Consider the following 26,021-nt stretch of genomic DNA (forward strand, 5'->3'; position numbering starts at 1 on the left):
AACAATGAGCCGCCAAATCAATGGCGGCTCATCAAAACGCGTTGAGCTGAGGATCAGGCGGATCGCACCTGCTGAAGGAAGCTGCGCACTTCCGTATCCAACTGCTCCGCCTCAGCCGCCATCTGGGCCGCTTCCTCGGAAAAGTTCTGGGCGGCCATGTTGGTGTCGTTGGAGAGCGCCGAAACGTTTCGGATGTCCTCGGTGACCTTGGAGGTTCCGCCCGCAGCGCGCTGCGTGTTCTCCGCAATGCCCTGGGTCGCGTAGCTCTGTTCCGTCACCGCCGCGGCAACTTCGCTCACGGACTTGGTGATCTCGTCGATCGTCTTCTGGATGTCGCCGATCGCACCGACGGCATCGTCGGTCGCTCCGCGGATCGCGTCGATCTGCTGCTGGATCTCACCCGTCGCCTTGCCGGTCTGGGACGCCAGGTCCTTGACCTCGGAGGCAACGACCGCAAAGCCCTTGCCGGCTTCCCCGGCCCGCGCCGCCTCGATGGTGGCGTTGAGGGCGAGCAGGTTCGTCTGATCGGCAATGTCACTGATCAGGGTGACGACCTCGCCGATCCGGTTCGCGGCCTCGGCGAGAGACTTCACCGTCTCGTTGGTCGTCTCCGCACGCCGGGTCGCATCTGCCGCGACATTCGATGAGCGTTCGATCAGGGTGGAAATCTCCTGGATCGAGCTCGACAGCTGGTCGGAGGCGGCCGCAATCGATTCGACTTCGGCGAGCGTTTCCTCCGACATCGTCGCGGCATTGCCGGACGTTTCACCTGCCGTGTCGGTCATGTTGCGCATGTTGCTTGCCGACTCGCGCAGCGAAGCGGCCGAATGGGCAACCTTGTCGACGACGCTGCCGACCGTTGCCTCGAAGTCGCCTGCAAGGCTCGCCAGCATCTCCTGGCGCTGCTCGGCCTGAATGCGCGCGGCATCTGCTTCTTCGGCGGCACGTTGCTCGTTTTCTTCCGCGGCATTCTGCCGGATCTGAAGGACGGCCCGGCCGATGTCACCGATTTCATCCCTGCGCCGAGCAGCCTTGATCTCTGCCCCCAGATCACCGGCGGCAATCGCATTCAGGGCACCGACGAGGGTCGACAGCGGACGCGTGATCGATTGCGAAAACATCAGCGCAATGACGGCTGCGATCGCGACCGTACCGAGCGACCAGAAGATCATCTGATCCCGCATGTTGGTCACGGCGGCGAGCGTTTCGCTGACGCTTTTTTCCGCGGCGACGACCCAGGTCTGCCCGGCGAAACCTAGCGGACGCGCCACCACCAGATCATCGACACCATCCGCCCCGGACACAATGGAAGCGGCAGCAGCACCATTCGCCGCTGCCATCACCGGCGCGGCCGTCGTCTTCGCCACGAGAGCGGTCGGCGCACCGGCCAGGGGCTGGTCACTCAGAAGCAACCCGTCCTGGTTTGTGACATACACCTGGCCCGTTTCTCCAAGGTCATCCCGGTTTGCGACGATGTTGTTCAGGAACGCGGAATCGAGCCTTACGACGGCGACGCCGTTCAGACTGATCGTTCCGAATGAATTCATGAAGACGGGCGCTGCCAGAAACATCGAACCGTCGCCGTCCGCGGCCTCGTATCCGGCGAACGGACTCACGGCCACCTCGCCTTCGCCGAGCGTCAAGGCAGTTTCGAACGCCGTCTGAAGGCCGGAACCGTCCGCAGCGCTCTCAGCCCCGAGTTGAGACAGGAATTCGTCCCCCTTGGTCACGGAGTAAAGAACCAGACCCGCGGGATCGATCAGGTAGATGTCGGCATAGCCGCCGTTTTTCCAGACGCTGTAGAATGCCGGGTGCGATTCGGAATGGCGCCAGGCATACATAGTCTTCTGGTCGGCACCTGAAATCTCGGCGCGTTCTTCGGGTGTCTTTGGCGCATGGAAGAGCCCGAGTATCTCCTCTTTTTCCTTGCCGAGGTTCAAGGTCGCGTTGGCGAGATTGCTCATGGGATCCGCCACACCGGATGCCAGGTTCACCACTTCCGCCTTGGCCGCACTCAGCTTGCTTTCAAGCAGAGCAGACCGGGCGCTGATGACCATACCCAACTCCGCTTCGGCAGCTTTCTGCAGCCCGTCGCGGCCTGTCATGTATCCGATCACTCCAACCGCCGTACAGGCAGCAAAGGTCAGACCAATCATCAATGTCGGTATAACAAAGGAAAGTCGAAAAGAGCTGGTCGCCCCTTTCGAGTCAGAGCTTTTCTTGCCAAACACAGTATTTCCCCAATCCCACTTCGGCCCACACGGGCGTGAGGAAAATCTAGGTTTAGTTCCTTAAATCATTGATAATCCTGAACACGATCTCACTATCTGAAACCGCTCGATTTACTTCATCGTGTTGCAATAAAAAAAGGCGGGCAAATGCCCGCCTCTTGATCTTGTGTCAAGCTACAACTTACGCTGCGTCTTCAGCCGCTTCTTCTGCCTCAACGCGTGCACGGTCGTCAGCACCGCGTGCGTCCGGGTCACGATCGACGAGTTCGATCACGGCCATCGGTGCGTTGTCGCCATAGCGGAAACCGGCTTTCAGAACGCGGGAATATCCACCGTTCCGGTCCTTGTAGCGCTCGCCAAGCGTTTCGAAAAGCTTGGCAACCATGGCCGTGTCGCGAATCTGCGAGATAGCCTGGCGGCGTGCGTGAAGATCACCGCGCTTGCCCAATGTGATGAGCTTGTCGATGATCGGCTTCATTTCCTTAGCCTTCGGCAGTGTGGTCACGATCTGCTCATGCTTGATCAGCGACGCTGCCATGTTCGCGAACATCGCCTTGCGGTGGCTGGATGTCCGGTTGAGCTTGCGGCCGGATTTACCGTGGCGCATGGCCCTCTCCTTTATCTTTCAGGCAGTCTGCTTGAACCTTTGAAGCACTTGCCCGGTTGAACCCTCAGGGACGCGTACGTCCCTCAATACTGATGGTCTTCGTAGCGCTTGGCGAGATCGTCGATGTTCTCCGGCGGCCAGTTGGCGACTTCCATGCCGAGATGGAGCCCCATCTGGGCGAGAACTTCCTTGATTTCGTTGAGCGACTTGCGGCCGAAATTCGGTGTCCGCAGCATTTCCGCTTCGGTCTTCTGAATGAGATCGCCAATATAAACGATATTGTCGTTCTTCAGGCAGTTTGCAGACCGTACAGACAGTTCCAGTTCGTCGACTTTCTTCAGGAGCGCCGGGTTGAAGGCAAGCTCGGGGACAGTGTCCTCGGCGACTTCGCGCTGCGGCTCTTCGAAGTTGACGAAAATGGAGAGCTGATCCTGCAGAATGCGAGCGGCGAAGGCCACGGCATCATCCGGCTTGACGGAACCATCGGTTTCGACGGTCAGGGTCAGCTTGTCGTAGTCAAGAACCTGGCCTTCACGGGTGTTTTCCACCTTGTAGGAGACCTTCTTGACCGGAGAGTAGAGGCTGTCGACCGGAATGAGTCCGATCGGCGCATCTTCCGGACGGTTACGATCGGAAGAATGGTAGCCCTTACCCGTGTTCACGGTGAATTCCATGCGGATTTCAGCGCCTTCGTCCAGCGTGCACAGCACGAGGTCCGGATTGAGCACTTCCACATCACCGACAGTCTGGATATCGCCGGCGGTCACGACACCGGGGCCCTGTTTGCGCACGACCATGCGCTTGGGTCCCTCGCCTTCCATGCGGATGGCGATTTCCTTGATGTTGAGCACGATGTCGGTAACGTCTTCGCGCACGCCCGGGATCGAGGAGAATTCATGCAGAACGCCATCGATCTGAACGGCAGTCACGGCAGCCCCCTGGAGGGAGGACAGCAGGATACGGCGCAGCGCGTTGCCCAGTGTCAGGCCGTATCCACGCTCGAGAGGCTCGGCAACGACGGTTGCCGTGAAGCGCGGGTCATGACCCGGCTTGATCTCGAGTTTGGTCGGCTTGATCAGTTCTTGCCAATTTTTTTGAATGGTCACGTTTTCGTCCCTTCGGCTATCCCGCCCGGTTCTTCAGGACCGGGCCATTCTTTGCCATTTGGAGAAACAGGTACCTAAAGCCCGGAGCCTTAGACGCGGCGGCGCTTGCGCGGACGGCAGCCATTGTGCGGAATCGGCGTCACGTCGCGGATGGACGTGATCAGGAAACCGGCAGCCTGCAACGCACGCAGTGCGGACTCACGGCCCGAACCAGGTCCGCGGACCTCGACTTCCAGGGTACGCATTCCATGCTCGGCAGCTTTCTTGGCGGCGTCTTCAGCAGCAACCTGAGCCGCATACGGAGTCGACTTGCGCGATCCCTTGAAGCCCAGAGCACCAGCGGACGACCAGGAAATTGCATTGCCCTGTGCGTCGGTAATCGTGATCATGGTGTTGTTGAACGTGGAGTTCACATGCGCGACGCCGGAAGAGATGTTCTTGCGTTCGCGGCGACGCACGCGCGTCGTGTCTTTAGCCATTCTTGTGTCCTTGTTTTGATCTCGTCACTGCCGTAATGCCGGCAGCTCCACCACCAATCGCTGTCTGATGATTATTTCTTCTTGCCGGCGATCGGTTTTGCCGGACCCTTGCGGGTACGTGCGTTCGTGTGTGTCCGCTGACCACGGACGGGAAGTCCGCGGCGGTGACGCAGGCCGCGGTAGCAACCCAGGTCCATGAGACGCTTGATGTTCATGGCGGTGTCGCGGCGAAGGTCGCCTTCAACCATGTAGTCACGGTCGATTGTTTCGCGAATGGACAGAACTTCGGCGTCCGAAAGTTCGTTCACGCGGCGGGCAGCATCGATGTTGTTCTTCTCGATGATTTCCTGCGCGAATTTTGCGCCAATGCCATGAATGTACTGAAGCGCGATAACGACGCGCTTGTTCGTAGGAATGTTAACGCCAGCAATACGTGCCACGTTTGTCTCCATTTGTTAGCGGCAACCACATGGATAGCCGCAGTGGGTAAAGCCCGCGTCCGGTGGAGCCCGGCCCTTGCGGGGTACGAAATGCCGGGTAGCTCCCGGCACAGAGAAGGCCGGTCCCACTTGCGTGAAACCGGCTAAACTGTCTGGTAGAGCGCGTCGTTTACCGCTCTTAAACCTTCTCGTCAAGTCCTTGCAGGACGGATTCTATGGACGCCGAAACATCGTCGATTGACTGCATGCCGTCGACCACCGAAAGCAGCCCGGATTTCTCGTAATAGGGCACCACGACGGCCGTGTCCCGGTTGTAGGCTTCAAGGCGCTGTTTGAACACCTCGGGGTCGTCGTCCTTGCGCACCGGCTGCCCTGCAGCCTTCGCGTCCTCGGCCCGCTTGATGATCCGGTCGACGAGTTGCGTCTGGTCGACCCGAAGCTCGAGGACCGCATCCAGTTTCGAGCCGTTCTCGGTGAGCATCTGGTCGAGCGCTTCCGCCTGGGCCAGTGTGCGCGGGAAACCGTCGAGGATGAAACCGTTCTTCGCGTCTTCCTCGGCGGTGCGGTCACGGATGATGCCGACAACGATCTCGTCGGATACCAGACCGCCTGCATCCATGACGGCCTTGGCCTTCAGTCCGACGGGGGTCTGTGCTGCCACTGCAGCGCGAAGCATGTCTCCGGTGGACAGCTGAGGGATGCCGTACTTCTCGACCAGGCGGGTTGCCTGTGTCCCCTTGCCCGCCCCCGGCGGTCCTACCAGAATAAGCCTCATCGACGTTTCCCCCTCAGTTTTGCTTTTTTCACCAGGCCCTCGTACTGATGCGCAAGCAGGTGGCCCTGGATCTGTGACACTGTATCCATTGTCACGCTCACGACAATCAGCAAAGAGGTTCCACCGAAATAGAACGGAACGCCAGTCGCCGAAATGAGGAATTCGGGTAATAGACAAACGATGGTGATGTAAATCGCACCTACCACGGTGATACGGGTAAGGACGTAGTCGATGTATTGGGCGGTCCGTTCACCCGGACGGATACCCGGGATGAAACCGCCGTGTTTCTTGAGGTTATCGGCCGTGTCGCTCGGATTGAAGACGATGGCCGTGTAGAAGAAACAGAAGAAAATGATCATGGCGGCGTAGAACACCATGAACAGGGGCTGCCCGTGACCAAGCGCCGCAGTGATGTAGGTCAGCCACTCGTTTCCACCGCCCTGGTTGAACCCGGCAAATGTCGCGGGAACGAGCAGAAGCGACGATGCGAAGATCGGCGGAATGACACCTGCGGTGTTCAGCTTGAGCGGCAGGAACGAGGTGTTGCCCTCGAACATGCGGTTGCCCATCTGGCGCTTCGGATACTGGATCAGAAGCCGTCTTTGGGCGCGCTCCATGAACACGATGAAGCCGATCACCACGATCGCAAGAAGAATCACGCCGAGGATGATCCAGGTCGCCAGCGATCCCTGGCGTCCGAGTTCAAGCGTCTGAACGACGGCGGACGGCAGTCCGGCGACGATGCCGGCAAAGATGATCAGGGAGATACCGTTACCGATGCCGCGCGAGGTGATCTGCTCACCCAGCCACATCAGGAACATGGTCCCGCCGACCAGCGTGATCACCGTTGAGGCGCGGAAGAACCAGCCCGGATCCGTCACGACGTTCTGGGCCTCGAGACCGACGGAAATACCGTAGGCCTGGAAAGCCGCCAGAACGACGGTGCCGTAGCGCGTGTACTGGTTGATGACCTTGCGGCCCTGTTCGCCTTCCTTCTTCAGCTGCTCGAGGGTCGGAACGACCGTCGTCATCAGCTGCATGATGATGGAGGCGGAAATATAGGGCATGATGCCGAGTGCGAAGATCGCCATGCGTTCGATCGCACCGCCGGTGAACATGTTCACCATGCCGATGATGCCGGTCTGCGCCTGGCTGAAGATCTGCGCGAATGCGACCGGGTCGATGCCGGGCATCGGAATGTAAGTGCCCAGTCGATAAACCAAAAGCGCCCCTAGCGTGAACCAGATGCGCTTTTTGAGTTCTTCAGCCTTGGCGAAAGCTGAGAAATTCAGATTTGAAGCCAGTTGCTCGGCGGCCGATGCCATGCCCTACTCCGGTATTATGCTTACCCACAAACGGGAAAAGCCCAGGCTGTTAAGCCTGAGCTCCCAGAACGGCAACCTTGCCGCCCGCTTTTTCGATTGCTGTGACAGCGCCCTTGGAGGCACCGGCAACTTCAAAGGTCACGGCGGCAGTCAGTTCGCCGTTGGCCACGATGCGGACACCGTCGCGGACCCTTTTGACAACGCCGGCAGCCTTGAGCGTTTCGACCGTAACGGTCTCCGACGCGTTGAGCTTGCCTGCATCAATGGCTTTCTGAACACGGCCGACGGACACGGTGTTGTAGTCCTTGGCGAAAATGTTCGTGAATCCACGCTTCGGCAAACGGCGGTGAAGCGGCATCTGGCCGCCTTCAAAACCCTTGATCGCAACGCCGGAACGGGACTTCTGACCCTTGACACCACGACCACCGGTCTTGCCCTTGCCGGAACCGATGCCGCGTCCAACGCGGGTGCGCTCTTTTACGGCACCTTCGTTGTCACGAAGTTCGTTGAGCTTCATTGTTCTTCTCCTCACCCCGTCCTTAAGCGTCTTCGACGACGCGAACGAGATGCTGGACCTTGTTGATCATTCCGCGCACTTCAGGAGTGTCCTTCAGCGTGGAACGGCGATGCATCTTGTTCAGGCCAAGACCGATGAGCGTCGCGCGCTGGTCCTTCGGACGGCGCAGCGGGCTACCGATCTGTTCGACCGTAACAGTCTTTTCGGTGTTCGCCATGGAACCTACCCTCTTTCAGCTGGGGTCCGGAGCTGTCGAGGTCAAGCCTCGGCAGCAGCCGGAGTAGCCTCTTCGTTGTTGTCACGGCGCCTGGACTGCAGCACGGAGACCTTCAGGCCCCGGCGCGCAGCGACGGAGCGCGGGCTGTCTTCCTTCGTCAGCGCGGCAAACGTTGCGCGAACCATGTTGTAGGGGTTCGAAGTCCCGAGAGACTTTGCAACAACGTCCTGAACACCGAGCGTTTCGAAAACGGCACGCATCGGGCCACCTGCAATGATACCGGTACCTGCCGGAGCTGCGCGCAGCAGCACCTTGCCTGCGCCGTGACGGCCTTCCACGTCGTGGTGGAGCGTCCGGCCTTCACGCAGGGGCACACGGATCATCGTGCGTTTCGCGGCTTCCGTAGCCTTGCGGATGGCTTCCGGCACTTCACGCGCCTTGCCATGACCAAAGCCGACACGGCCCTTCTGGTCACCAACCACGACAAGCGCGGCGAAGCCGAAGCGACGGCCACCCTTGACCACTTTCGCAACGCGGTTGATGTGTACGAGCTTGTCGACGAATTCGCTGTCTCGCTCTTCGCGATCGCGATTATCCTGTCTCGCCATATTATTTGTCTTCCGTTCTTAAGAGCGCCAACGGGCGCTGGTCAGAATTCAAGTCCACCTTCGCGGGCCGCATCGGCAAGCGCCTTGACGCGCCCGTGATACATGTACCCGCCCCGGTCGAACACGACCTGCTTGACGCCGGCAGCGACTGCGCGCTCCGCGACAAGCTTGCCGACGGCAGCGGCTGCTGCGACATCGGCGCCCGTTTTCAGGCTGCCCTTGAGATCGCTTTCGATCGTAGAAGCAGAGGCAATCGTGTGCCCCTTCGCATCGTCAATGATCTGGGCGTAGATCTGCTTCGACGAGCGGAAGATGGAAAGACGCGGACGTCCGCCGCCGGCTTTCCTGATCGAACGACGCACGCGATCGCGGCGGCGCTCGAAAGCTTGTTTGCTGTTCGCCATGATCTGGGTCCGTTACTTCTTCTTGCCTTCTTTGCGGACGATGAACTCGTCTGCATAACGTACGCCTTTGCCCTTGTAGGGCTCCGGCGGGCGGAATTCGCGGATCTCAGCTGCGACCTGGCCGACACGCTGTTTGTCGGTACCGGTGATGCTGATTTCCGTCGGCTTCGGGCACTTGATGTCGATGCCTTCCGGGATCGGATAGACGACGTCATGCGAGAAACCGAGCGCCAGCTGAAGGTTCTGACCCTGGACCTGTGCACGGTAACCGACACCTGTGATCGCGAGGTCTTTCTTGAAACCGTCGGTAACACCGGTGATCAGGTTCGACACCATGGTGCGGCTCATGCCCCACATGGAGCGAGCCGGCTTGGAACTGTTGCGTGGATCGATTTTGATCCCGTCATCCGTCATTTCGGCCAGAACAAGATCATTGAGCACGAAAGACTTTTCGCCTTTCGGGCCCTTGATCGTAACTGTCTGACCGTCGATCGATGCCGTTACCCCGCTAGGCACGGGGACTGGCTTTTTGCCAATACGAGACATTTGACCAACCTTGTCGTTGTTTCAAAAGCGAGAGTGCCGCATCAGAAGACGCGGCAGAGAACCTCGCCACCTACATTCTCTTCCCGCGCCTGATGGTCGCTCATGACGCCGCGCGGAGTCGAAATGATCGACACGCCCAGGCCATTCGAGACATGCGGGATGTTTTTCACCGACGAGTACACGCGACGTCCCGGCTTGGACACACGCTCAATGGTGCGGATAACCGGCTCGCCGTCGAAATACTTCAGTTCGATTTCCAACTCGGACTTACCGCCCTCGTAGTCAACCGTGGTGTAGCCACGGATGTATCCCTCTTTTGCCAGCACATCAAGTACGTGTGCACGCAATTTGGAATTAGGTGAGTTGACCTTGTTCTTGCGACGCATCTGAGCGTTGCGAATCCGGGTCAGCATATCCCCCAACGGATCAGAAATTGCCATCGGAGTTTCTCCTTACCAGCTCGACTTGACCAGGCCCGGGATCTTGCCCAGGGAGCCCAGTTCACGAAGCGCAATACGCGACATTTTCAGCTTGCGGTAAAAACCGCGCGGACGGCCGGACACTTCGCAACGGTTGCGAACGCGGTTCGGAGCGGAGTTCCGCGGCAGTTTTGCCAGCTTCAGTCGTGCGTTGTAACGCTCTTCGAGGGAAAGGTTCTCGTCCTTCGCCATCGCTTTCAGAGCGGCGCGCTTTTCAGCGTATTTCTTGACAAGCTTCTCACGGCGCTTGTTTTTCTCGATTGCGCTTTTCTTCGCCATCGTCGGTCCCTTCCTTGCCCGTTACTTCGTGAACGGGAAGTTGAACGCGCGCAGAAGCTCGCGTGCCTCGTCATCAGTCGGCGCCGTGGTGCAAACGATCACGTCCATGCCCCAGATCTGGTCGACCTTGTCGTACTCGATCTCCGGAAACACGATGTGTTCCTTGATACCCATGGCGTAGTTGCCACGACCGTCGAAGCTCTTCGGGTTCAGGCCACGGAAGTCACGAACGCGCGGCAGCGCGATTGTGATCAGACGGTCCATGAATTCGAACATCTGCTGGCGGCGCAGGGTCACCTTGACACCCAGCGGCATGCCTTCGCGGACCTTGAACGTCGCGATGGACTTCTTCGCCTTGGTGATGACCGGCTTCTGGCCGGCAATCGCCGCGAGATCTTCAGCAGCCGTCCGCGCTTTCTTGGAATCGCCGACCGCCTCGCCAACACCGATGTTGAGGACGATCTTTTCCAGCTGCGGAACCTGCATGACGTTCTTGTACTGGAACTTTTCCAGAAGCTGCTTGCGCACGACTTCGTTGTAATGCGTCTTCAGACGCGGCTCATAAGCTGTATCAGCCATCGATCAGGTCTCCCGAACGTCTGGCCACACGAACCTTGGTGCCATCGTCCTGCACTTTGAAACCGACGCGGGTCGGCTTGCCGTCCTTCGGATCGGCCAGCGCGACGTTGGACAGGTGGATCGGCGCCTCTTTGGAGACGATCCCGGCTTCCTGCGTCTGGGTCTGTTTCTGGTGGCGGCGGACCATGTTGATCCCGCGAACCAGGGCCTTGTTGTCACTCGGCAAGATCTGGATGACTTCCCCGGACTTGCCCTTGTCACGGCCGGTCAGAACAACCACCGTGTCGCCTTTTTTGATTTTCGCAGCCATCAGAGCACCTCCGGCGCGAGCGAAATGATCTTCATGTGGTTCTTGGCGCGAAGTTCGCGCGGCACCGGGCCGAAAATACGGGTGCCGACCGGCTCTTTGTTGTTGTTGACCAGCACGGCCGCATTGCGGTCGAACCGGATCACGCTGCCATCGGGACGGCGGATATCCTTAGCCGTGCGCACGACGACAGCCTTCATCACGTCGCCCTTTTTGACGCGGCCCCGCGGAATAGCCTCTTTGACGGAAACAACGATGATGTCTCCGACCTGGGCGTATTTGCGCTTGGAGCCGCCGAGCACTTTGATGCACATGACACGACGGGCGCCGGAATTGTCGGCGACGTCGAGGTTTGTTTGCATCTGAATCATGACTGGCTGCCTTGTTCTTCTAGCGGCGCACGGGTCACGGGCGCCTGATGCTCACTACTGGAGCGCGGTCACTGAGCGACCACGGTCCAACGTTTGTTTTTCGAAATCGGCGCACACTCTTCGATCTGAACAGTGTCGCCAACCTTGTACTGGTTGCTTTCGTCGTGTGCGCGGTACTTCTTCGTCCGGCGCACGGTCTTTTTCAGCAGCGGGTGCGTGAAGCGGCGCTCCACGTTGACCGTCACCGTCTTGTCATTCGCGTCGCTGACAACGGTGCCCTGCAGGATACGCTTCGGCATTGCCGTCTCCTTACGCGTTAGCCGACACGCGCTTTTCGCGCATGATCGTCTGGATACGCGCGATGTCGCGGCGGATCTGCCGGACACGCGCAGTGTTTTCAAGCTGACCCGTGGCCTTCTGGAAGCGCAGGTTGAACTGCTCCTTCTTCAGGCCTTCAAGCTCACCACGGAGCTCGTCGAGGGTCTTTGCCCGTACATCGGTCGCCTTCATGGCTTAACTCCTCGCCTGCCTTAGTCGCCGATACGCTGAACGAAACGGCACTTGATCGGCAGCTTGGCGGCGGCAAGACGCATCGCTTCACGGGCGACATCTTCCGGAACACCATCGACTTCAAACATGATCCGGCCCGGCTTGACACGGCAAGCCCAGTAATCCGGAGAACCTTTACCCTTACCCATGCGGACTTCGGCAGGCTTCGAAGAAACCGGCACGTCCGGGAAGATACGGATCCAAACACGACCCGCACGCTTCATGTGACGGGTCATAGCACGACGGGCCGCTTCGATCTGGCGTGCGGTCACACGCTCCGGCTCCAAGGCCTTCAGACCGAATGCGCCGAAGTTGAGGTCTGTGCCTCCCTTCGACAAGCCGTGGATGCGGCCCTTGTGCTGCTTGCGGAACTTTGTGCGCTTCGGTTGCAGCATCGTTCTTCTCTCGTCTTTCTTGTCTTACGAGCGGCAGGCAGCTTGACTTAAGCTGCGCGCTCGCGGCCCCGATCCCGGCGTCCGCCGCGATCACCCTGGTTACCTTCGGAAGCAGCAGTCGCGCGGCGTTCGGACGCCATCGGATCGTGCTCCAGAATTTCACCCTTGAAGATCCAGACCTTCACACCGCACACGCCATAAGCCGTGTGGGCGCTTGCGACACCGTAGTCGATGTCGGCACGCAGCGTGTGAAGCGGCACGCGGCCTTCACGGTACCATTCGATACGCGCGATTTCCGCGCCGCCGAGACGGCCACCGCAGTTGATCCGGATGCCCTGGGCGCCGAGACGCATGGCGGACTGAACAGCCCGTTTCATGGCGCGGCGGAAGGCAACACGGCGTTCCAGCTGCTGAGCAATCGAAGCGGCAACGAGGGTCGCATCGATTTCCGGCTTGCGCACTTCAACGATGTTGAGATGCACTTCCGAATTGGTGATGTCGGCGATTTTCTTGCGCAGACGCTCGATGTCCGCACCCTTCTTGCCGATGACCACACCCGGACGGCCGGAGTGGATGGAAACACGGCATTTCTTGTGCGGGCGCTCGATAACGACCTTGGAAACGGCTGCCTGCTTGAGTTCCTTCAGCAGGAACTCGCGGATGCGGAAATCTTCGTGGAGAAGATCACCGTATTCGTTCTTGTTCGCATACCAGCGGGAATCCCAGGTGCGGTTGATCCCGAGGCGCATGCCGATCGGATTTACTTTATGTCCCATCAGGCGGTCTCCTCAACTTCGCGCACGACGATGGTCAGGTTCGAGAAGGGTTTCTCGATCCGGCCGACCCGGCCGCGGGCGCGGGCCTGGAACCGCTTGATGACAAAAGCCTTGCCAACATGGGCCTCGGCAACCACCAGGTTGTCGATGTCCAGGTCATGATTGTTTTCCGCATTCGCAACCGCCGACATCAAGGTCTTCTTGACATCTTGCGCGATGCGCTTGCGGGAGAACGTCAGGTCCGCGATCGCGGAGCCGACTTTTTTGCCACGGATCGAAGCCGCAACGAGGTTCAGCTTGCGCGGGGAAACGCGCAGCATGCGGGTCATTGCCCTTGCCTCGTTGTCAGCGAGCGTCCGCTCACGCTTCGGCTTGCCCATCGTTACTTCCTCTTCGCCTTCTTGTCGGCGCCATGTCCGTAATAGGTCCGCGTCGGCGAGAACTCGCCGAACTTGTGACCGATCATTTCTTCAGACACCAGCACCGGAACGTGCTTCTGTCCGTTGTAGACGCCAAAGGTCAAGCCGACGAACTGCGGCAGGATCGTTGAGCGGCGGCTCCAGGTCTTGATGACCTCGTTCCGGCCGGACTCACGGACCTTGTCAGCTTTCTTCAGCAGATACCCGTCGACAAACGGACCTTTCCAGATCGAACGTGCCACGATCCTGTCCTTTACTTCTTACGCGCGTGGCGGCTGCGGACGATATACTTATCGGTCTGCTTGTTGCTCCGCGTACGCTTGCCTTTGGTCGGTTTACCCCAGGGAGTAACCGGATGACGACCGCCGGAGGTCCGTCCTTCACCACCACCATGCGGGTGGTCGATCGGGTTCATGGCGACACCACGCGTATGCGGGCGAATGCCAAGCCAGCGGGAACGGCCTGCCTTGCCGAGATTGATGTTGGCGTGATCCGGGTTGGACACGGCGCCAATGGTGGCCATGCAGGTGCCGAGAACACGACGCTGCTCGCCAGACATCAGGCGCAGCGTGGTGTAGCCCTGGTCACGGCCCACGATCTGAACGAAAGCGCCGGCAGAACGAGCGATCTGGGCGCCTTTGCCCGGCTTCAGCTCGATGTTGTGCACGATCGTTCCAACAGGAATGCTTGCCAGCGGCGCGGCATTGCCCGGTTTGACGTCGACGTTGTTGCCGGCAACGACGGTGTCGCCGGCGGCAAGGCGCTGCGGCGCCAGGATGTAGCTCAGCTCGCCGTCTTCGTAACGGATCAGGGCAATGAACGCGGTCCGGTTCGGATCGTATTCAAGGCGCTCGACCGTTGCCGGTACATCCCACTTGCGGCGCTTGAAGTCGACAAGACGGTAGGACCGCTTGTGACCGCCACCGCGGTTCGGGGACGTCAGGCGGCCGGTGTTGTTGCGGCCACCCTTCTTGGACAGGCCTTCGGTCAGGGTCTTGACCGGCTTGCCCTTGTGCAGACCGGAGCGGTCAACCTGAACAAGCTGACGGCGGCCCGGGGACGTTGGATTGAATGTCTTAAGTGCCATTTTTCTAAAGTCCCCGTCTTAGAGCCCAGTGGTCACGTCGATGCCGTGACCTTCCTGCAGCGTTACGACGGCCTTCTTGAAGTCGGACTGGCGGCCAAGACGTCCACGGAAGCGCTTCACCTTGCCCTTGCGGACCAGAGTGTTCACAGCCGTGACCTTGACGCCGAACAGTGCCTCGACAGCAGCCTTGATCTCAGGCTTCGTTGCGTCGTTTGCGACCTTGAAGACAACCTTGTTCTCTTCCGAAGCCATCGTCGATTTTTCGGTGATCACCGGACCAACGATCTTGTCGTAGTGAGGAAGTTTGCTCATTTGAAGCGCTCCTCAAGTGCGGACACCGCTGCCTTGGTCAACACCAGGGTGTTGGCCCGCAGGATGTCGTAGACATTGATGCCCTGGATCGGCAGCACATCCACGTGCGGAATGTTGCGCGAAGCCAGTGCGAAGTTGTTGTCGACATCACCGCCGTCGATCACCAGCGCACTGGTCAGGCCGAGCTTCTGCAGCTGTCCCTTGAGTGCCTTGGTCTTTGCTTCGGCTGCTTTTGCGTCTTCAACGACAACGATGCTGTCTGCTTTCGCCTTGGCGGACAGAGCATGCTTCAGGCCGAGGGCGCGAACCTTCTTGGGCAGCTCATGGCCATGGTCGCGAACGACCGGGCCGAACGCCTTGCCACCGCCGCGGAACTGCGGAGCCTTCCTGTTGCCGTGACGTGCGCCGCCCGAACCTTTCTGACGGACGAATTTCTTCGTCGTGCCGGAAATCTCCGAACGCTTCAGCGTCTTGTGGGTGCCCGCCTGGCGCTTGGCCAGCTGCCAGCGCACCACACGGTGGATCAAATCGGTGCGCGGCTCGAGACCGAAGATCTCGTCAGACACCGTGATCGAACCGGCCGCCCCACCTTCGAGGGTCTTGACCTGGAGTTCCATCACTCACTCTCCTTCCCGGCAGCCTCGGCCGCATCGGACGCCTTGAAAGCACCCGGTACCGGAACGTTTTCCGGCAGCGCCTTTTTGATCGCGTCGCGGACCAGGATCCAGCCGCCCTTGGCGCCCGGAACGGAACCCTCGACCATGATCAGGCCACGCTCAACATCAGTGCGCACAACCTTCAGGTTCTGCGTGGTGACACGGGCATCGCCCATGTGACCGGCCATTTTCTTGCCCTTGAACACGCGGCCCGGATCCTGACACTGACCCGTGGAACCGTGTGAGCGGTGCGAGATTGAGTTACCGTGGGATGCACGGCCACCACCGAAGTTGTGACGCTTCATCGCACCGGCAAAACCTTTACCGATCGACGTACCGGTCACGTCCACGAACTGGCCTTCGACATAATGGTCGGCAGTCATTTCCGAACCGACGTCGATCATGTTGTCCGCGGAAACGCGGAACTCGGCCACCGTCCGCTTCGGCTCGACCTTTGCAACAGCAAAGTGACCGCGCAGTGCCTTCGGCGTATTCTTTACTTTCCGGGTACCTGCGCCGAGCTGCAGCGCCGTGTAACCATTCTTTTCGTCAGTCCGGTGGGCAACCACCTGGCAGTTTTCCAGCCGCAAAACAGTGACCGGAACATGCTCGCCTGCATCGTTGTAGATGCGGGTCATGCCCACTTTCTGAGCGATCACTCCAGAACGCATGATGTGTCCCCTTGACCCCGCCTTAGAGCTTGATCTCGACGTCGACACCAGCGGCCAGGTCGAGCTTCATGAGCGCGTCCACCGTCTGGGGCGTCGGATCAACGATGTCGAGAAGACGCTTGTGCGTACGCATCTCGAACTGATCGCGGCTTTTCTTATCGATGTGCGGTCCGCGAAGCACGGTGTACTTCTCGATCCGCGTCGGCAGCGGCACGGGACCCCGTACCTGAGCACCGGTCCGCTTGGCCGTATTGACGATCTCCTTGGTGGAGGCGTCGAGAATACGGTGGTCAAACGCCTTGAGGCGGATCCGGATATTCTGACCGTTCATTGTTGTTGTTCCCAATAAGACTGCGGGCCTGCCCGCGTTACCTTGAGTTTCGCCGGCAGGCCCGGCTGTCGATTATTCGATGATGGATGCGACGACGCCTGCGCCGACGGTACGGCCACCTTCGCGGATTGCGAAGCGCAGGCCTTCTTCCATGGCGATCGGCACGATCAGCTCAACGTCAACCGACACGTTGTCGCCCGGCATCACCATTTCCGTGCCTTCCGGAAGGGAGACAACACCCGTCACGTCCGTCGTACGGAAGTAGAACTGCGGACGGTAGTTGGTGAAGAACGGCGTATGACGGCCACCTTCTTCCTTCGTCAGGATGTAGGCTTCCGCCTTGAACTTCGTGTGCGGGGTAACGGAACCCGGCTTGCAAAGAACCTGGCCACGCTCAACTTCCTCACGGCCAACGCCGCGGATCAGAGCACCGATGTTGTCGCCTGCTTCGCCGCTGTCCAGCAGCTTGCGGAACATTTCAACACCCGTAACAGTTGTCTTCGTGGTCTCCTTGATGCCGACGATCTCGACTTCCTCACCCACCTTGACAATACCGCGCTCGACACGCCCGGTCACAACCGTACCACGGCCGGAGATCGAGAATACGTCTTCGATCGGCATCAGGAACGGCTGATCCTTCGGACGCTCGGGCGTCGGGATGTACTCGTCAACCTGAGCCATCAGCTCACGGATCGCGTCACGGCCGATTTCAGCGTCGCGGTTCTCAACAGCTGCAAGAGCAGAACCCTTCACGATCGGAATGTCGTCGCCCGGGAACTCGTACGAAGACAGAAGCTCGCGGATTTCCATTTCGACGAGCTCAAGAAGCTCTTCGTCGTCGACCTGGTCAACCTTGTTCATGAAGACAACAAGAGCCGGAACACCAACCTGACGCGCAAGCAGGATGTGCTCGCGGGTCTGCGGCATCGGGCCGTCTGCCGAAGAAACAACAAGGATCGCGCCGTCCATCTGCGCCGCACCCGTGATCATGTTCTTCACGTAGTCGGCGTGGCCAGGGCAGTCAACGTGAGCGTAGTGACGGTTCTCCGTCTCATACTCAACGTGTGCCGTGGAGATGGTGATGCCGCGTGCCTTTTCTTCAGGCGCACCGTCAATCTCGTCGTAGGCTTTTGCTTCTGCGCCGCCGGCCTCGGCCAGCGTCATCGTAATTGCAGCGGTCAGCGTCGTCTTGCCATGGTCAACGTGGCCAATCGTGCCAATGTTAACGTGCGGCTTGTTGCGCTCAAATTTTTCCTTCGCCATCGGATTACTCCGTTTCTCTATTTCTTTTTGACATCAAGAGGTTGGGGTCAGGCGTATTTCGCCTGAACCTCTTCGGCGACAGCCTGCGGCACCTGCTCGTAGTGATCGAACACCATCGAGTACTGGGCGCGGCCTTGAGACATGGACCGCAGATTGTTCACGTAGCCAAACATGTTGGCCAGCGGAACCATTGCGGTGATGACGGTCACGATGCCCCGGTTCTCCGTGCCTGCGATCTGGCCGCGGCGGGAGTTCAGGTCACCAATCACGTCACCCATGTAGTCTTCAGGGGTGACAACCTCGACCTTCATGATCGGCTCGAGCAGTTTCGGGCCGGCCTTCTGGATTGCTTCGCGGAAACCGGCACGGCCGGCGATTTCGAAGGCCAGAACGGACGAGTCAACGTCGTGGTAGGCACCATCGGTGAGGGTTGCCTTGATATCGAGCATCGGGAAGCCTGCCAGCGGACCGGAAGACATGACGCTTTCGATACCCTTGGTAACGCCCGGGATGTATTCCTTCGGAACGTTACCGCCGACAACCTTGCTCTCGAAGACGTAACCTTCGTTCGGCTCGGACGGCTCGATGGTGAGCTTGATGCGGGCGAACTGACCGGAACCACCGGACTGCTTCTTGTGGGTGTAATCCACGTCGGCAACCTTGGTGATGGTTTCACGGTAGGCCACCTGCGGCGCACCGATGTTCGCCTCGACCTTGAATTCACGCTTCATGCGGTCGACGATGATGTCGAGGTGCAATTCGCCCATGCCCGCGATGATCGTCTGGCCGGATTCTTCGTCCGTCTTGACGCGGAACGAAGGATCTTCGGCAGCCAGGCGGTTCAGGGCAAGGCCCATTTTTTCCTGGTCGCCCTTGGTCTTCGGCTCGACGGCGATCTCGATCACCGGCTCGGGGAATTCCATGCGCTCCAGGATCACCGGCTTCAGCGCGTCACACAGGGTGTCGCCCGTCGTGGTGTCTTTCAGGCCCGCGATCGCAACGATGTCGCCTGCATAGGCCACGTCGATGTCGTCACGGGAGTTGGAGTGCATCTGCATCATGCGGCCAACGCGCTCGCGCTTGTCCTTGACCGTGTTCAACAGGGACACGCCCTTGTTCAGAACACCGGAATAGATGCGGCAGAAGGTCAGCGAACCGACAAACGGGTCGTTGGCGATCTTGAAGGCCAGCAGGCTGAGCGGCTCGTCGTCGGAGGACTTGCGCTCGGCTTCTTCTTCGGTCTTAGGATCGACGCCCTTGATGGCCGGAACTTCGACCGGGCTCGGCAGGAAGTCGACAACCGCGTCGAGAAGCGGCTGAACGCCCTTGTTCTTGAACGCGGAACCGCAGAAGATCGGCACGAAGTCACCGTTGATGGTGCCCTTGCGGATCAGCTCTTTCAGCTTCTCCATGGTCGGCTCTTCGCCTTCCAGGTAAGCTTCCATTGCCTCTTCGTCGACTTCGACGGCGGTCTCGATCAGGGCGTCGTGCATTTCCTGGGCGCGATCGGCAAGATCGGCCGGAATGTCGGTTTCGTCCCAGGCAGCGCCGAGGTTTTCAGCCTGCCAGATCAGCGCCTTCATCTTCAGAAGATCAACGCAGCCTGCGAATTCGCTTTCAGCGCCAACCGGCAGCTGCATGACCAGCGGGGTCGCGCCGAGGCGCTCCTTGATCATGGTGACGCAGCGATCGAAATCGGCGCCCAGCTTGTCCATCTTGTTGACGAAGATCATCCGCGGGACGCTGTACTTGTCGGCCTGGCGCCAGACAGTTTCGGTCTGCGGCTCAACACCGGCGTTTGCGTCCAGCAGTGCAACAGCGCCGTCAAGAACACGCAGGGAGCGCTCGACTTCAATGGTGAAGTCAACGTGGCCCGGGGTGTCGATGATGTTCAGGCGCTTGTCGTTCCAGAACGCGGTCGTTGCAGCAGAGGTGATCGTGATGCCACGCTCCTGCTCCTGCTCCATCCAGTCCATGGTGGCTGCGCCGTCATGAACTTCGCCGATCTTGTGGCTCTTACCCGTATAGTAGAGGATACGTTCCGTGGTCGTGGTCTTGCCGGCATCGATGTGAGCCATGATGCCGAAGTTACGGTAGTCCTCGATTTTATGCGTGCGCGACATAGCGTCAGCCCTTCGAAGTCAAATTACCAGCGATAGTGCGAGAACGCGCGGTTGGCGTCGGCCATCCGGTGCGTGTCTTCGCGCTTCTTAACTGCGGTACCACGGTTGTTTGCTGCATCGAGCAGTTCGCCAGAGAGACGATCAACCATCGTGGTTTCGTTGCGGTTGCGCGCAGCGGTGATCAGCCAGCGGATCGCGAGCGCCTGACGGCGATCGGAGCGAACCTCGACCGGAACCTGGTAGGTGGCGCCACCAACACGGCGGGAGCGCACTTCCACTTGCGGCATGACGTTTTCAAGAGCCGCGTGGAAAACCTCGATCGGGTTCTCGCGGGTCTTGTTCTCGACAACGTCGAAAGCACCGTAGACGATGCGTTCGGCGGTGGATTTCTTGCCGTCGTACATGATGGAGTTCATGAACTTCGTTACGACGACATCCCCGAATTTCGGATCGGGGTTGATTTCGCGTTTTTCAGCGCGGTGACGACGGGACATCTGATGTGCTCCTTACTTCGGCCGCTTGGCGCCGTATTTCGACCGGCGCTGCTTACGATCCTTGACGCCCTGGGTGTCGAGCACACCACGGATGATGTGGTAGCGCACACCCGGCAAGTCCTTGACGCGGCCGCCGCGGATCATCACCACCGAGTGTTCCTGAAGGTTGTGACCTTCACCCGGGATGTAGCCAATGACTTCGAAGCCGTTGGTCAGGCGGATCTTGGCCACCTTACGCAGAGCCGAGTTCGGCTTCTTCGGCGTCGTCGTGTAAACGCGGGTGCAAACACCACGCTTCTGGGGGCAGGCCTCCATGGCCGGCACCTTGTTCCGCTTCGGCGGATCTTTCCGCGGCTTGCGGATCAACTGGTTGATGGTCGGCATTCTTTGCCCTTTACCTTGTCCATCCAAAAATTCGTATGCAACTGCAGTCCCCCGCTGACCCCGCAAATCCGTGAAGACATGCAGAATCGCGCCCGCGCGCTCTGAAAGAGCGGCAGGCGCTGCGAAAAACCAGAGGACCACGAGTTGCCCCGCGGTCATGCAATCGACGCGTATTCGCCTATGTAACCCGACAGCGTTTAAGAGGATTGGGTCCTGCGCCTTTGATCAGCGCTGGACGGTTCACTCTTACCGCCTGCCCTTGGGATGCGCGGAACCTACTCATATGCACCCTTTGCGTCAAGTGCTTTATCGAAAAAACCGCAAGCGGTGTCATGAACCCCTGCAAACACGAATTTTCGACATCAAAACAGCGCTCTATTGATGTCTCGGCACTATAAATTCGGCGCTTTGGGTAATTTTATTGCGCAGTGCCTGTCAGACGCAGAGCACCCCTGCACTTTCGATGCTCCGGCAGCGTGCCTGTGGCGCCGCAAAACCGTCTCGGTTCGAGAATCGGCACTGCTGATGCACCGGTTCTTCAATGCAATACAAGCCAAGGCCGTAGAACACGGGCCCGACCGGATCACCCGCCCGAAACCGGATGCCCGCCAGGCAGGTCTGCATGCGCGCCAAACCGGGGAACATCTCGACGAAACAGCGCTCAAGCGGTGAACGTCACGATGGCGACATTGCCCGCAAGCGCATCCTGGTAGGCGCCCTCGTGGACCGGATCGTCGGGCTCGCCGTCCATGACGCCGATCTGGTCGAGCTCAGCCTCGGCGTAGCCCTGCCCCTGCAGTGCTTCGAGCGTCTTGCGCACGGCGTCGTCATCGTCGGGCGCCGTCAGCAGGGCATGGATCGTGATCGCATCCTCCGGCAGCGCGTCTTCGTTTTCCCAGACACGGCCGATGACGATGTAGACCACCGGCTCCATCTCGACTTCATTGTCATTCATTTCGGAGCTCTTTCATTCCGTTTGAACAAGAAAGGCCGCCCGGAGGCGGCCTTTCGGATTTCACAAGGCGCGAAGCTTATTCCGCTGCGCCGGTCATGTCTTCCAGCAGGCCTTCCGCCGCACTTTCCGAAGACTGCTGCCGCTGCGCTTCCTGGATCAGGTCGTCGCGATGCGTTGCAATCTGGCGAATGCGCTTCATCACCCCGCCGGTACCGGCCGGGATCAAACGGCCGACAATGACGTTCTCCTTGAGGCCGACGAGCGGGTCGGTCTTGCCGTTGACCGCAGCGTCGGTGAGCACCCGGGTCGTCTCCTGGAAGGAAGCGGCCGAGAAGAAGGAGCGGGTCTGCAACGACGCCTTGGTGATCCCGAGCAGGACGGGCACGCCCTTGGCCGGATCCCGGGCGTTGTCGATCGCCTTCTGGTTTGCCTCTTCGAAGTCGATCTTGTCGATCTGTTCGCCCGAGAAGAACTCGGTGTCGCCCGGATCGGTGATTTCGACTTTCTGCAGCATCTGACGGACAATCACCTCGATGTGCTTGTCGTTGATGGTCACGCCCTGCAGACGGTAGACTTCCTGGATCTCGTTGACGAGATAGGCAGCAAGTGCCTCCACGCCCTTGACCGCCAGGATATCGTGCGGTGCCGGGTTGCCGTCGAGAATGTACTCACCCTTCTCAATGGCATCGCCTTCCTGAAGATGGAAATGCTTGCCTTTCGGGATGAGGTACTCGACGGGATCGGCACCGTCCTCTGCCGGATCGATGATGATGCGGCGCTTGTTCTTGTAGTCACGGCCGAACCGGATCGTCCCATCGATTTCCGCGATGATCGCATGATCCTTCGGACGGCGTGCCTCGAACAGTTCGGCAACACGCGGCAGACCACCGGTAATGTCCTTGGTCTTGGCGCTTTCCAGAGGAATACGCGCCAGCACGTCACCGGCCTTTACCGTTGATCCCGGCTGAACCGAAAGGACGGCGTCCACCGAGAGCATCAGGCGGGCATCGGAACCGCGGGCGTTCTTGGAAATCGTGCCCTTGTCGTCCTTGATGACGATCGCCGGCTTGAGATCCGCACCACGCTGCGACGAACGCCAGTCGATGACGACACGCTTGGTGATACCGGTCGCCTCGTCGGCGGTTTCCTGAACCGACGCACCATCGACCAGATCCTCGAAATCGACGGTGCCGTCGACTTCCGCAAGCATCGGACGGGTATAGGGATCCCATTCCGCGATCCGCTGTCCGCGCTTGACCGCATCGCCTTCGTCGACATGCAGCTTGGAGCCGTAGGCCACCCGGTGCACGGCACGCTCGTTGCCGTCGCTGTCGATGACGACGATGGACATGTTGCGGACCATGGCAACGAGGTTGCCTTCCGAGTCGCGCTGAACCGAGCGGTTCCGGATCTTCACCGTGCCGTCGACATTGGACTCGATGAACGAGCTGTCGACAACCTGCGCCGTGCCGCCGATGTGGAACGTCCGCATCGTCAGCTGGGTGCCCGGCTCACCGATCGACTGCGCCGCGATGACACCGACAGCCTCACCGAGGTTGACGGGCGTACCGCGTGCAAGGTCACGGCCATAACAGGTCGCGCACACGCCGGTTTCGGTTTCACAGGTCAGAACCGAACGGATCTTGATCTGCTGCACCTTGGCAGCCTCGATCGCCTCGACATCCTTCTCGTCGATGAGCGTGCCCTTGGGGACAAGCACTTCGCCGGTCTGGTTGTTGACGACGTCTTCCGCTGTCGTCCGTCCGAGAACGCGCATGCCGAGGGAGGCAATGACGTTACCGGCATCGACGATCGGCGCAACGGTGATGCCGCGCTCGGAGCCGCAATCCTGTTCCAGGATGATGCTGTCCTGCGCAACGTCCACCAGACGGCGCGTGAGGTAACCGGAGTTCGCCGTCTTCAGGGCGGTATCGGCCAGACCCTTACGGGCACCGTGCGTGGAGTTGAAGTACTCCAGAACCGACAGGCCTTCCTTGAAGTTCGAAATGATCGGGTTCTCGATGATGGAACCGTCCGGCTTGGCCATCAGGCCGCGCATGCCCGCCAGCTGCTTCATCTGCTGGGGCGAGCCACGGGCACCGGAGTGCGACATCATGTAGACCGAGTTCATCGGCTTCTGACGTCCGGTTTCGTCGTCGATCTGGACCGCCTTGATGCGGGCCATCATTTCGTCGGCGATCTTGTCGGTGCATTTCGCCCAGGCGTCGACAACCTTGTTGTACTTCTCGCCCTGGGTGATCAGACCGTCATTGTACTGCTGCTCGTATTCGGTCGCGAGCGACGCGGTTTCGGCAACCAGGTTCTGCTTCGTGTCCGGAATGACCATGTCGTCCATGCCGAACGAGATACCTGCGTTACAGGCATTCTTGAAGCCGAGTTCCATGATCCGGTCACAGAAGATGACCGTCTCCTTCTGACCGCAGGCACGGTAGACCGTGTCGATCATCTTGGAGATTTCCTTCTTGGTCATCAGCCTGTTGCAGACCTCGAACGGAACCTCGAAATGCTTCGGCAGCAGTTCCGCGATCAGCATCCGGCCCGGTGTCGTCTCGATGATCTCGGACGTCGGGTTGCCGTCTGCATCAACGGACTTGTAACGGCCCTTGATCTTGGTGTGCAGCGTGATGACCTTGTTGGCCAGAGCATGATGGATTTCGCCGATATCGCCGAATGCCATGCCCTCACCCGGCTCACCCTCAGCCAGGATCGACAGGTAGTAGAGACCGAGAACGATATCCTGCGAGGGAACGATGATCGGGCCACCGTTGGCCGGGTGCAGGATGTTGTTCGTCGACATCATCAGCGTCCGCGCTTCCAGCTGGGCTTCCAGCGACAGCGGAACGTGAACGGCCATCTGGTCACCGTCGAAGTCGGCGTTGAACGCCGAACAGACGAGCGGGTGCAGTTGAATGGCCTTGCCTTCGATCAGGGTCGGTTCGAACGCCTGGATGCCGAGACGGTGAAGCGTCGGCGCACGGTTCAGGAGAACCGGGTGCTCGCGGATCACCTCGTCAAGGATATCCCAGACTTCCGGACGCTCCTTCTCCACCAGTTTTTTCGCCTGCTTGACGGTCGAGGAGAAGCCCTTGGCGTCAAGGCGCGAATAGATGAACGGCTTGAACAGCTCGAGCGCCATCTTCTTCGGCAGGCCGCACTGGTGCAGCTTCAGCTCCGGACCCACGGTGATGACCGAACGGCCGGAATAGTCGACGCGCTTGCCGAGCAGGTTCTGACGGAAGCGGCCCTGCTTGCCCTTCAGCATGTCGGACAGCGACTTCAGCGGACGCTTGTTGGCACCCGTGATGACGCGGCCGCGGCGGCCATTGTCGAACAGCGCATCGACCGATTCCTGAAGCATGCGCTTCTCGTTCCGGATGATGATGTCCGGAGCACGCAGTTCCATCAGGCGGCGCAGACGGTTGTTCCGGTTGATCACGCGGCGGTAGAGATCGTTCAGATCCGACGTCGCGAACCGGCCGCCGTCGAGCGGAACCAGCGGACGCAGATCCGGCGGGATAACCGGAACGACGGTCATGATCATCCACTCCGGACGGTTGCCCGATTCCATGAACGCTTCGATGACCTTGAGACGCTTTGCCAGTTTCTTCGGTTTCAGCTCGGTCGTTGCCTCGGCAATTTCCTGGCGCAGCTTCTCGCTTTCGCGTTCCAGATCCATGCTCATCAGGATCTCGCGGATCGCCTCTGCACCGATCATGGCGGTGAACGCGTCTTCGCCGTACTCGTCCTGCGCGGCAACATAGTCTTCCTCGGAGAGGAGCTGATGCTGCTTGAGCGGGGTCAGGCCCGGCTCGAGAACGACATAGTTCTCGAAGTAGAGCACGCGTTCCAGATCCTTCAGCGTCATGTCGAGCAGAAGGCCGATGCGGCTCGGCAGCGACTTCAGGAACCAGATGTGAGCGACCGGAGCGGCCAGCTCGATGTGTCCCATGCGTTCGCGGCGGACCCTTGAAAGCGTGACTTCAACGCCGCACTTTTCGCAGATGACGCCCTTGTATTTCATGCGCTTGTACTTGCCGCAAAGACATTCGTAGTCCTTGATCGGGCCAAAGATGCGCGCGCAGAACAAACCGTCGCGTTCAGGCTTGAACGTCCGGTAGTTGATGGTCTCCGGCTTTTTGATTTCGCCGAAAGACCAGGACAAGATCTTTTCCGGGCTCGCAAGCGAAATCCGGATATTGTCGAAGGTCTGTGTGGGAGCCTGCTGGTTAAACAGGTTCATGACCTCATGATTCATGATCCATCTCCTTCGATGCACGGCCGGGGACCGGGTTTTGTTCACCGTCCCCGTAACCGG

General features: G+C 59.6%; 34 protein-coding genes. All 34 read right to left on the bottom strand.

Going from position 1 to position 26,021, the window contains the following annotated elements; translation table 11 throughout:
- Positions 1 to 53: 53 nt before the first annotated feature.
- Positions 54 to 2,105 (bottom strand): methyl-accepting chemotaxis protein, encoded by a 2,052-nt coding sequence (locus ACO07N_RS24025; protein WP_421983444.1) that lies wholly within the window; start codon positions 2,103 to 2,105, stop codon positions 54 to 56.
- Positions 2,106 to 2,412: 307 nt separating this feature from the next.
- Complete coding sequence (rplQ, locus tag ACO07N_RS24030) at positions 2,413 to 2,838, bottom strand: 50S ribosomal protein L17 (protein ID WP_421983445.1); 426 nt, start codon at positions 2,836 to 2,838, stop codon at positions 2,413 to 2,415.
- 83 nt (positions 2,839 to 2,921) lie between these two features.
- Positions 2,922 to 3,944 (bottom strand): DNA-directed RNA polymerase subunit alpha, encoded by a 1,023-nt coding sequence (locus ACO07N_RS24035; protein WP_306143897.1) that lies wholly within the window; start codon positions 3,942 to 3,944, stop codon positions 2,922 to 2,924.
- An 89-nt stretch (positions 3,945 to 4,033) separates the two neighbouring features.
- Positions 4,034 to 4,423: a 30S ribosomal protein S11 gene (rpsK, locus tag ACO07N_RS24040; RefSeq protein ID WP_006936427.1), complete on the bottom strand. Its 390-nt coding sequence runs from the start codon at positions 4,421 to 4,423 to the stop codon at positions 4,034 to 4,036.
- Positions 4,424 to 4,494: 71 nt separating this feature from the next.
- Positions 4,495 to 4,863 carry a 30S ribosomal protein S13 gene (gene rpsM, locus ACO07N_RS24045; protein ID WP_296592764.1) on the bottom strand — a complete coding sequence of 123 codons (369 nt, stop codon included), beginning with the start codon at positions 4,861 to 4,863 and terminating at the stop codon, positions 4,495 to 4,497.
- Positions 4,864 to 5,041: 178 nt separating this feature from the next.
- Complete coding sequence (locus tag ACO07N_RS24050; protein ID WP_421983446.1) at positions 5,042 to 5,638, bottom strand: adenylate kinase; 597 nt, start codon at positions 5,636 to 5,638, stop codon at positions 5,042 to 5,044.
- The gene (gene secY, locus ACO07N_RS24055; RefSeq protein WP_421983447.1) at positions 5,635 to 6,963 is read right to left on the bottom strand and encodes a preprotein translocase subunit SecY; all 1,329 of its coding nucleotides are present in this window, start codon (positions 6,961 to 6,963) and stop codon (positions 5,635 to 5,637) included. Before secY ends, ACO07N_RS24050 begins: the two co-directional genes overlap by 4 nt.
- A gap of 49 nt (positions 6,964 to 7,012) precedes the next feature.
- A complete protein-coding gene (gene rplO / locus ACO07N_RS24060; protein ID WP_421983448.1) occupies positions 7,013 to 7,480 on the bottom strand; it encodes a 50S ribosomal protein L15 in 468 nt (155 codons plus the stop codon).
- Between the two features lie 22 nt (positions 7,481 to 7,502).
- Positions 7,503 to 7,697: a 50S ribosomal protein L30 gene (rpmD, locus tag ACO07N_RS24065; RefSeq protein ID WP_155139666.1), complete on the bottom strand. Its 195-nt coding sequence runs from the start codon at positions 7,695 to 7,697 to the stop codon at positions 7,503 to 7,505.
- 41 nt (positions 7,698 to 7,738) lie between these two features.
- The gene (gene rpsE, locus ACO07N_RS24070) at positions 7,739 to 8,305 is read right to left on the bottom strand and encodes a 30S ribosomal protein S5 (protein WP_306143901.1); all 567 of its coding nucleotides are present in this window, start codon (positions 8,303 to 8,305) and stop codon (positions 7,739 to 7,741) included.
- Between the two features lie 41 nt (positions 8,306 to 8,346).
- Positions 8,347 to 8,709 carry a 50S ribosomal protein L18 gene (gene rplR / locus ACO07N_RS24075; RefSeq protein WP_319382493.1) on the bottom strand — a complete coding sequence of 121 codons (363 nt, stop codon included), beginning with the start codon at positions 8,707 to 8,709 and terminating at the stop codon, positions 8,347 to 8,349.
- A gap of 12 nt (positions 8,710 to 8,721) precedes the next feature.
- Entirely contained in the window at positions 8,722 to 9,255 is a 534-nt protein-coding gene (gene rplF, locus ACO07N_RS24080; RefSeq protein ID WP_421983449.1) for a 50S ribosomal protein L6, read from the bottom strand.
- Between the two features lie 41 nt (positions 9,256 to 9,296).
- Positions 9,297 to 9,695, bottom strand: a complete 399-nt coding sequence (gene rpsH / locus ACO07N_RS24085; RefSeq protein ID WP_306143904.1) for a 30S ribosomal protein S8 — start codon at positions 9,693 to 9,695, stop codon at positions 9,297 to 9,299.
- Positions 9,696 to 9,707: 12 nt separating this feature from the next.
- The gene (gene rpsN / locus ACO07N_RS24090) at positions 9,708 to 10,013 is read right to left on the bottom strand and encodes a 30S ribosomal protein S14 (protein WP_319382495.1); all 306 of its coding nucleotides are present in this window, start codon (positions 10,011 to 10,013) and stop codon (positions 9,708 to 9,710) included.
- A 21-nt stretch (positions 10,014 to 10,034) separates the two neighbouring features.
- Positions 10,035 to 10,592, bottom strand: a complete 558-nt coding sequence (rplE, locus tag ACO07N_RS24095; protein ID WP_319382496.1) for a 50S ribosomal protein L5 — start codon at positions 10,590 to 10,592, stop codon at positions 10,035 to 10,037.
- Positions 10,585 to 10,902 carry a 50S ribosomal protein L24 gene (gene rplX, locus ACO07N_RS24100; protein WP_319382497.1) on the bottom strand — a complete coding sequence of 106 codons (318 nt, stop codon included), beginning with the start codon at positions 10,900 to 10,902 and terminating at the stop codon, positions 10,585 to 10,587. The genes rplE and rplX overlap by 8 nt, the downstream gene beginning before the upstream one ends.
- Positions 10,902 to 11,270 (bottom strand): 50S ribosomal protein L14, encoded by a 369-nt coding sequence (rplN, locus tag ACO07N_RS24105; RefSeq protein ID WP_008191626.1) that lies wholly within the window; start codon positions 11,268 to 11,270, stop codon positions 10,902 to 10,904. The genes rplX and rplN overlap by 1 nt, the downstream gene beginning before the upstream one ends.
- 68 nt (positions 11,271 to 11,338) lie before the next feature.
- The gene (gene rpsQ / locus ACO07N_RS24110) at positions 11,339 to 11,569 is read right to left on the bottom strand and encodes a 30S ribosomal protein S17 (RefSeq protein WP_421983450.1); all 231 of its coding nucleotides are present in this window, start codon (positions 11,567 to 11,569) and stop codon (positions 11,339 to 11,341) included.
- 10 nt (positions 11,570 to 11,579) lie between these two features.
- The gene (gene rpmC / locus ACO07N_RS24115) at positions 11,580 to 11,780 is read right to left on the bottom strand and encodes a 50S ribosomal protein L29 (RefSeq protein ID WP_319382499.1); all 201 of its coding nucleotides are present in this window, start codon (positions 11,778 to 11,780) and stop codon (positions 11,580 to 11,582) included.
- 20 nt (positions 11,781 to 11,800) lie between these two features.
- Positions 11,801 to 12,214 carry a 50S ribosomal protein L16 gene (gene rplP, locus ACO07N_RS24120; protein WP_319382500.1) on the bottom strand — a complete coding sequence of 138 codons (414 nt, stop codon included), beginning with the start codon at positions 12,212 to 12,214 and terminating at the stop codon, positions 11,801 to 11,803.
- A gap of 47 nt (positions 12,215 to 12,261) precedes the next feature.
- On the bottom strand, positions 12,262 to 12,990 hold the full coding sequence (rpsC, locus tag ACO07N_RS24125; RefSeq protein ID WP_299481553.1) for a 30S ribosomal protein S3: 729 nt from the start codon (positions 12,988 to 12,990) through the stop codon (positions 12,262 to 12,264).
- Positions 12,990 to 13,370, bottom strand: a complete 381-nt coding sequence (gene rplV / locus ACO07N_RS24130) for a 50S ribosomal protein L22 (protein WP_319382501.1) — start codon at positions 13,368 to 13,370, stop codon at positions 12,990 to 12,992. The genes rpsC and rplV overlap by 1 nt, the downstream gene beginning before the upstream one ends.
- A gap of 2 nt (positions 13,371 to 13,372) precedes the next feature.
- Positions 13,373 to 13,651 carry a 30S ribosomal protein S19 gene (rpsS, locus tag ACO07N_RS24135; protein WP_148632529.1) on the bottom strand — a complete coding sequence of 93 codons (279 nt, stop codon included), beginning with the start codon at positions 13,649 to 13,651 and terminating at the stop codon, positions 13,373 to 13,375.
- An 11-nt stretch (positions 13,652 to 13,662) separates the two neighbouring features.
- Complete coding sequence (gene rplB / locus ACO07N_RS24140) at positions 13,663 to 14,496, bottom strand: 50S ribosomal protein L2 (RefSeq protein WP_319382502.1); 834 nt, start codon at positions 14,494 to 14,496, stop codon at positions 13,663 to 13,665.
- Between the two features lie 18 nt (positions 14,497 to 14,514).
- A complete protein-coding gene (locus ACO07N_RS24145) occupies positions 14,515 to 14,808 on the bottom strand; it encodes a 50S ribosomal protein L23 (protein WP_029061773.1) in 294 nt (97 codons plus the stop codon).
- A complete protein-coding gene (gene rplD, locus ACO07N_RS24150) occupies positions 14,805 to 15,425 on the bottom strand; it encodes a 50S ribosomal protein L4 (RefSeq protein ID WP_421983451.1) in 621 nt (206 codons plus the stop codon). The genes ACO07N_RS24145 and rplD overlap by 4 nt, the downstream gene beginning before the upstream one ends.
- Entirely contained in the window at positions 15,425 to 16,135 is a 711-nt protein-coding gene (gene rplC, locus ACO07N_RS24155; protein ID WP_306143911.1) for a 50S ribosomal protein L3, read from the bottom strand. The genes rplD and rplC overlap by 1 nt, the downstream gene beginning before the upstream one ends.
- Before the next feature lie 22 nt (positions 16,136 to 16,157).
- Positions 16,158 to 16,466, bottom strand: a complete 309-nt coding sequence (rpsJ, locus tag ACO07N_RS24160) for a 30S ribosomal protein S10 (RefSeq protein WP_006936455.1) — start codon at positions 16,464 to 16,466, stop codon at positions 16,158 to 16,160.
- 72 nt (positions 16,467 to 16,538) lie between these two features.
- Positions 16,539 to 17,729, bottom strand: coding sequence for an elongation factor Tu (tuf, locus tag ACO07N_RS24165; protein ID WP_421983452.1), 1,191 nt, complete (start codon positions 17,727 to 17,729; stop codon positions 16,539 to 16,541).
- 47 nt (positions 17,730 to 17,776) lie between these two features.
- On the bottom strand, positions 17,777 to 19,852 hold the full coding sequence (fusA, locus tag ACO07N_RS24170; protein WP_421983453.1) for an elongation factor G: 2,076 nt from the start codon (positions 19,850 to 19,852) through the stop codon (positions 17,777 to 17,779).
- Positions 19,853 to 19,875: 23 nt separating this feature from the next.
- Positions 19,876 to 20,346 carry a 30S ribosomal protein S7 gene (rpsG, locus tag ACO07N_RS24175; RefSeq protein ID WP_305989747.1) on the bottom strand — a complete coding sequence of 157 codons (471 nt, stop codon included), beginning with the start codon at positions 20,344 to 20,346 and terminating at the stop codon, positions 19,876 to 19,878.
- A gap of 12 nt (positions 20,347 to 20,358) precedes the next feature.
- Complete coding sequence (gene rpsL / locus ACO07N_RS24180) at positions 20,359 to 20,730, bottom strand: 30S ribosomal protein S12 (RefSeq protein ID WP_006936459.1); 372 nt, start codon at positions 20,728 to 20,730, stop codon at positions 20,359 to 20,361.
- 661 nt (positions 20,731 to 21,391) lie between these two features.
- Positions 21,392 to 21,685 (bottom strand): regulator, encoded by a 294-nt coding sequence (locus tag ACO07N_RS24185; RefSeq protein WP_421983454.1) that lies wholly within the window; start codon positions 21,683 to 21,685, stop codon positions 21,392 to 21,394.
- Between the two features lie 76 nt (positions 21,686 to 21,761).
- Positions 21,762 to 25,961: a DNA-directed RNA polymerase subunit beta' gene (gene rpoC, locus ACO07N_RS24190; RefSeq protein ID WP_421983455.1), complete on the bottom strand. Its 4,200-nt coding sequence runs from the start codon at positions 25,959 to 25,961 to the stop codon at positions 21,762 to 21,764.
- Positions 25,962 to 26,021 lie beyond the last annotated feature (60 nt).

Origin of the sequence: Roseibium sp. (genome assembly GCF_965229775.1) — a bacterium.
GTDB lineage: Bacteria > Pseudomonadota > Alphaproteobacteria > Rhizobiales > Stappiaceae > Roseibium.

What these genes read in the sequence shown, in the direction of transcription:
- ACO07N_RS24025 (WP_421983444.1), bottom strand. Translation starts at nt 2,105, where the DNA reads ATGACAGGCCGCGACGGGCTGCAGAAAGCTGCCGAAGCGGAGTTGGGT.
- rplQ (WP_421983445.1), bottom strand. Translation starts at nt 2,838, where the DNA reads ATGCGCCACGGTAAATCCGGCCGCAAGCTCAACCGGACATCCAGCCAC.
- rpsK (WP_006936427.1), bottom strand. Translation starts at nt 4,423, where the DNA reads ATGGCTAAAGACACGACGCGCGTGCGTCGCCGCGAACGCAAGAACATC.
- ACO07N_RS24050 (WP_421983446.1), bottom strand. Translation starts at nt 5,638, where the DNA reads ATGAGGCTTATTCTGGTAGGACCGCCGGGGGCGGGCAAGGGGACACAG.
- secY (WP_421983447.1), bottom strand. Translation starts at nt 6,963, where the DNA reads ATGGCATCGGCCGCCGAGCAACTGGCTTCAAATCTGAATTTCTCAGCT.
- rplO (WP_421983448.1), bottom strand. Translation starts at nt 7,480, where the DNA reads ATGAAGCTCAACGAACTTCGTGACAACGAAGGTGCCGTAAAAGAGCGC.
- rpmD (WP_155139666.1), bottom strand. Translation starts at nt 7,697, where the DNA reads ATGGCGAACACCGAAAAGACTGTTACGGTCGAACAGATCGGTAGCCCG.
- rpsE (WP_306143901.1), bottom strand. Translation starts at nt 8,305, where the DNA reads ATGGCGAGACAGGATAATCGCGATCGCGAAGAGCGAGACAGCGAATTC.
- rplR (WP_319382493.1), bottom strand. Translation starts at nt 8,709, where the DNA reads ATGGCGAACAGCAAACAAGCTTTCGAGCGCCGCCGCGATCGCGTGCGT.
- rplF (WP_421983449.1), bottom strand. Translation starts at nt 9,255, where the DNA reads ATGTCTCGTATTGGCAAAAAGCCAGTCCCCGTGCCTAGCGGGGTAACG.
- rpsH (WP_306143904.1), bottom strand. Translation starts at nt 9,695, where the DNA reads ATGGCAATTTCTGATCCGTTGGGGGATATGCTGACCCGGATTCGCAAC.
- rpsN (WP_319382495.1), bottom strand. Translation starts at nt 10,013, where the DNA reads ATGGCGAAGAAAAGCGCAATCGAGAAAAACAAGCGCCGTGAGAAGCTT.
- rplE (WP_319382496.1), bottom strand. Translation starts at nt 10,592, where the DNA reads ATGGCTGATACAGCTTATGAGCCGCGTCTGAAGACGCATTACAACGAA.
- rplX (WP_319382497.1), bottom strand. Translation starts at nt 10,902, where the DNA reads ATGGCTGCGAAAATCAAAAAAGGCGACACGGTGGTTGTTCTGACCGGC.
- rplN (WP_008191626.1), bottom strand. Translation starts at nt 11,270, where the DNA reads ATGATTCAGATGCAAACAAACCTCGACGTCGCCGACAATTCCGGCGCC.
- rpsQ (WP_421983450.1), bottom strand. Translation starts at nt 11,569, where the DNA reads ATGCCGAAGCGTATCCTGCAGGGCACCGTTGTCAGCGACGCGAATGAC.
- rpmC (WP_319382499.1), bottom strand. Translation starts at nt 11,780, where the DNA reads ATGAAGGCGACCGATGTACGGGCAAAGACCCTCGACGAGCTCCGTGGT.
- rplP (WP_319382500.1), bottom strand. Translation starts at nt 12,214, where the DNA reads ATGCTGCAACCGAAGCGCACAAAGTTCCGCAAGCAGCACAAGGGCCGC.
- rpsC (WP_299481553.1), bottom strand. Translation starts at nt 12,990, where the DNA reads ATGGGACATAAAGTAAATCCGATCGGCATGCGCCTCGGGATCAACCGC.
- rplV (WP_319382501.1), bottom strand. Translation starts at nt 13,370, where the DNA reads ATGGGCAAGCCGAAGCGTGAGCGGACGCTCGCTGACAACGAGGCAAGG.
- rplB (WP_319382502.1), bottom strand. Translation starts at nt 14,496, where the DNA reads ATGGCACTTAAGACATTCAATCCAACGTCCCCGGGCCGCCGTCAGCTT.
- ACO07N_RS24145 (WP_029061773.1), bottom strand. Translation starts at nt 14,808, where the DNA reads ATGAGCAAACTTCCTCACTACGACAAGATCGTTGGTCCGGTGATCACC.
- rplD (WP_421983451.1), bottom strand. Translation starts at nt 15,425, where the DNA reads ATGGAACTCCAGGTCAAGACCCTCGAAGGTGGGGCGGCCGGTTCGATC.
- rplC (WP_306143911.1), bottom strand. Translation starts at nt 16,135, where the DNA reads ATGCGTTCTGGAGTGATCGCTCAGAAAGTGGGCATGACCCGCATCTAC.
- rpsJ (WP_006936455.1), bottom strand. Translation starts at nt 16,466, where the DNA reads ATGAACGGTCAGAATATCCGGATCCGCCTCAAGGCGTTTGACCACCGT.
- tuf (WP_421983452.1), bottom strand. Translation starts at nt 17,729, where the DNA reads ATGGCGAAGGAAAAATTTGAGCGCAACAAGCCGCACGTTAACATTGGC.
- fusA (WP_421983453.1), bottom strand. Translation starts at nt 19,852, where the DNA reads ATGTCGCGCACGCATAAAATCGAGGACTACCGTAACTTCGGCATCATG.
- rpsG (WP_305989747.1), bottom strand. Translation starts at nt 20,346, where the DNA reads ATGTCCCGTCGTCACCGCGCTGAAAAACGCGAAATCAACCCCGATCCG.
- rpsL (WP_006936459.1), bottom strand. Translation starts at nt 20,730, where the DNA reads ATGCCGACCATCAACCAGTTGATCCGCAAGCCGCGGAAAGATCCGCCG.
- ACO07N_RS24185 (WP_421983454.1), bottom strand. Translation starts at nt 21,685, where the DNA reads ATGAATGACAATGAAGTCGAGATGGAGCCGGTGGTCTACATCGTCATC.
- rpoC (WP_421983455.1), bottom strand. Translation starts at nt 25,961, where the DNA reads ATGAATCATGAGGTCATGAACCTGTTTAACCAGCAGGCTCCCACACAG.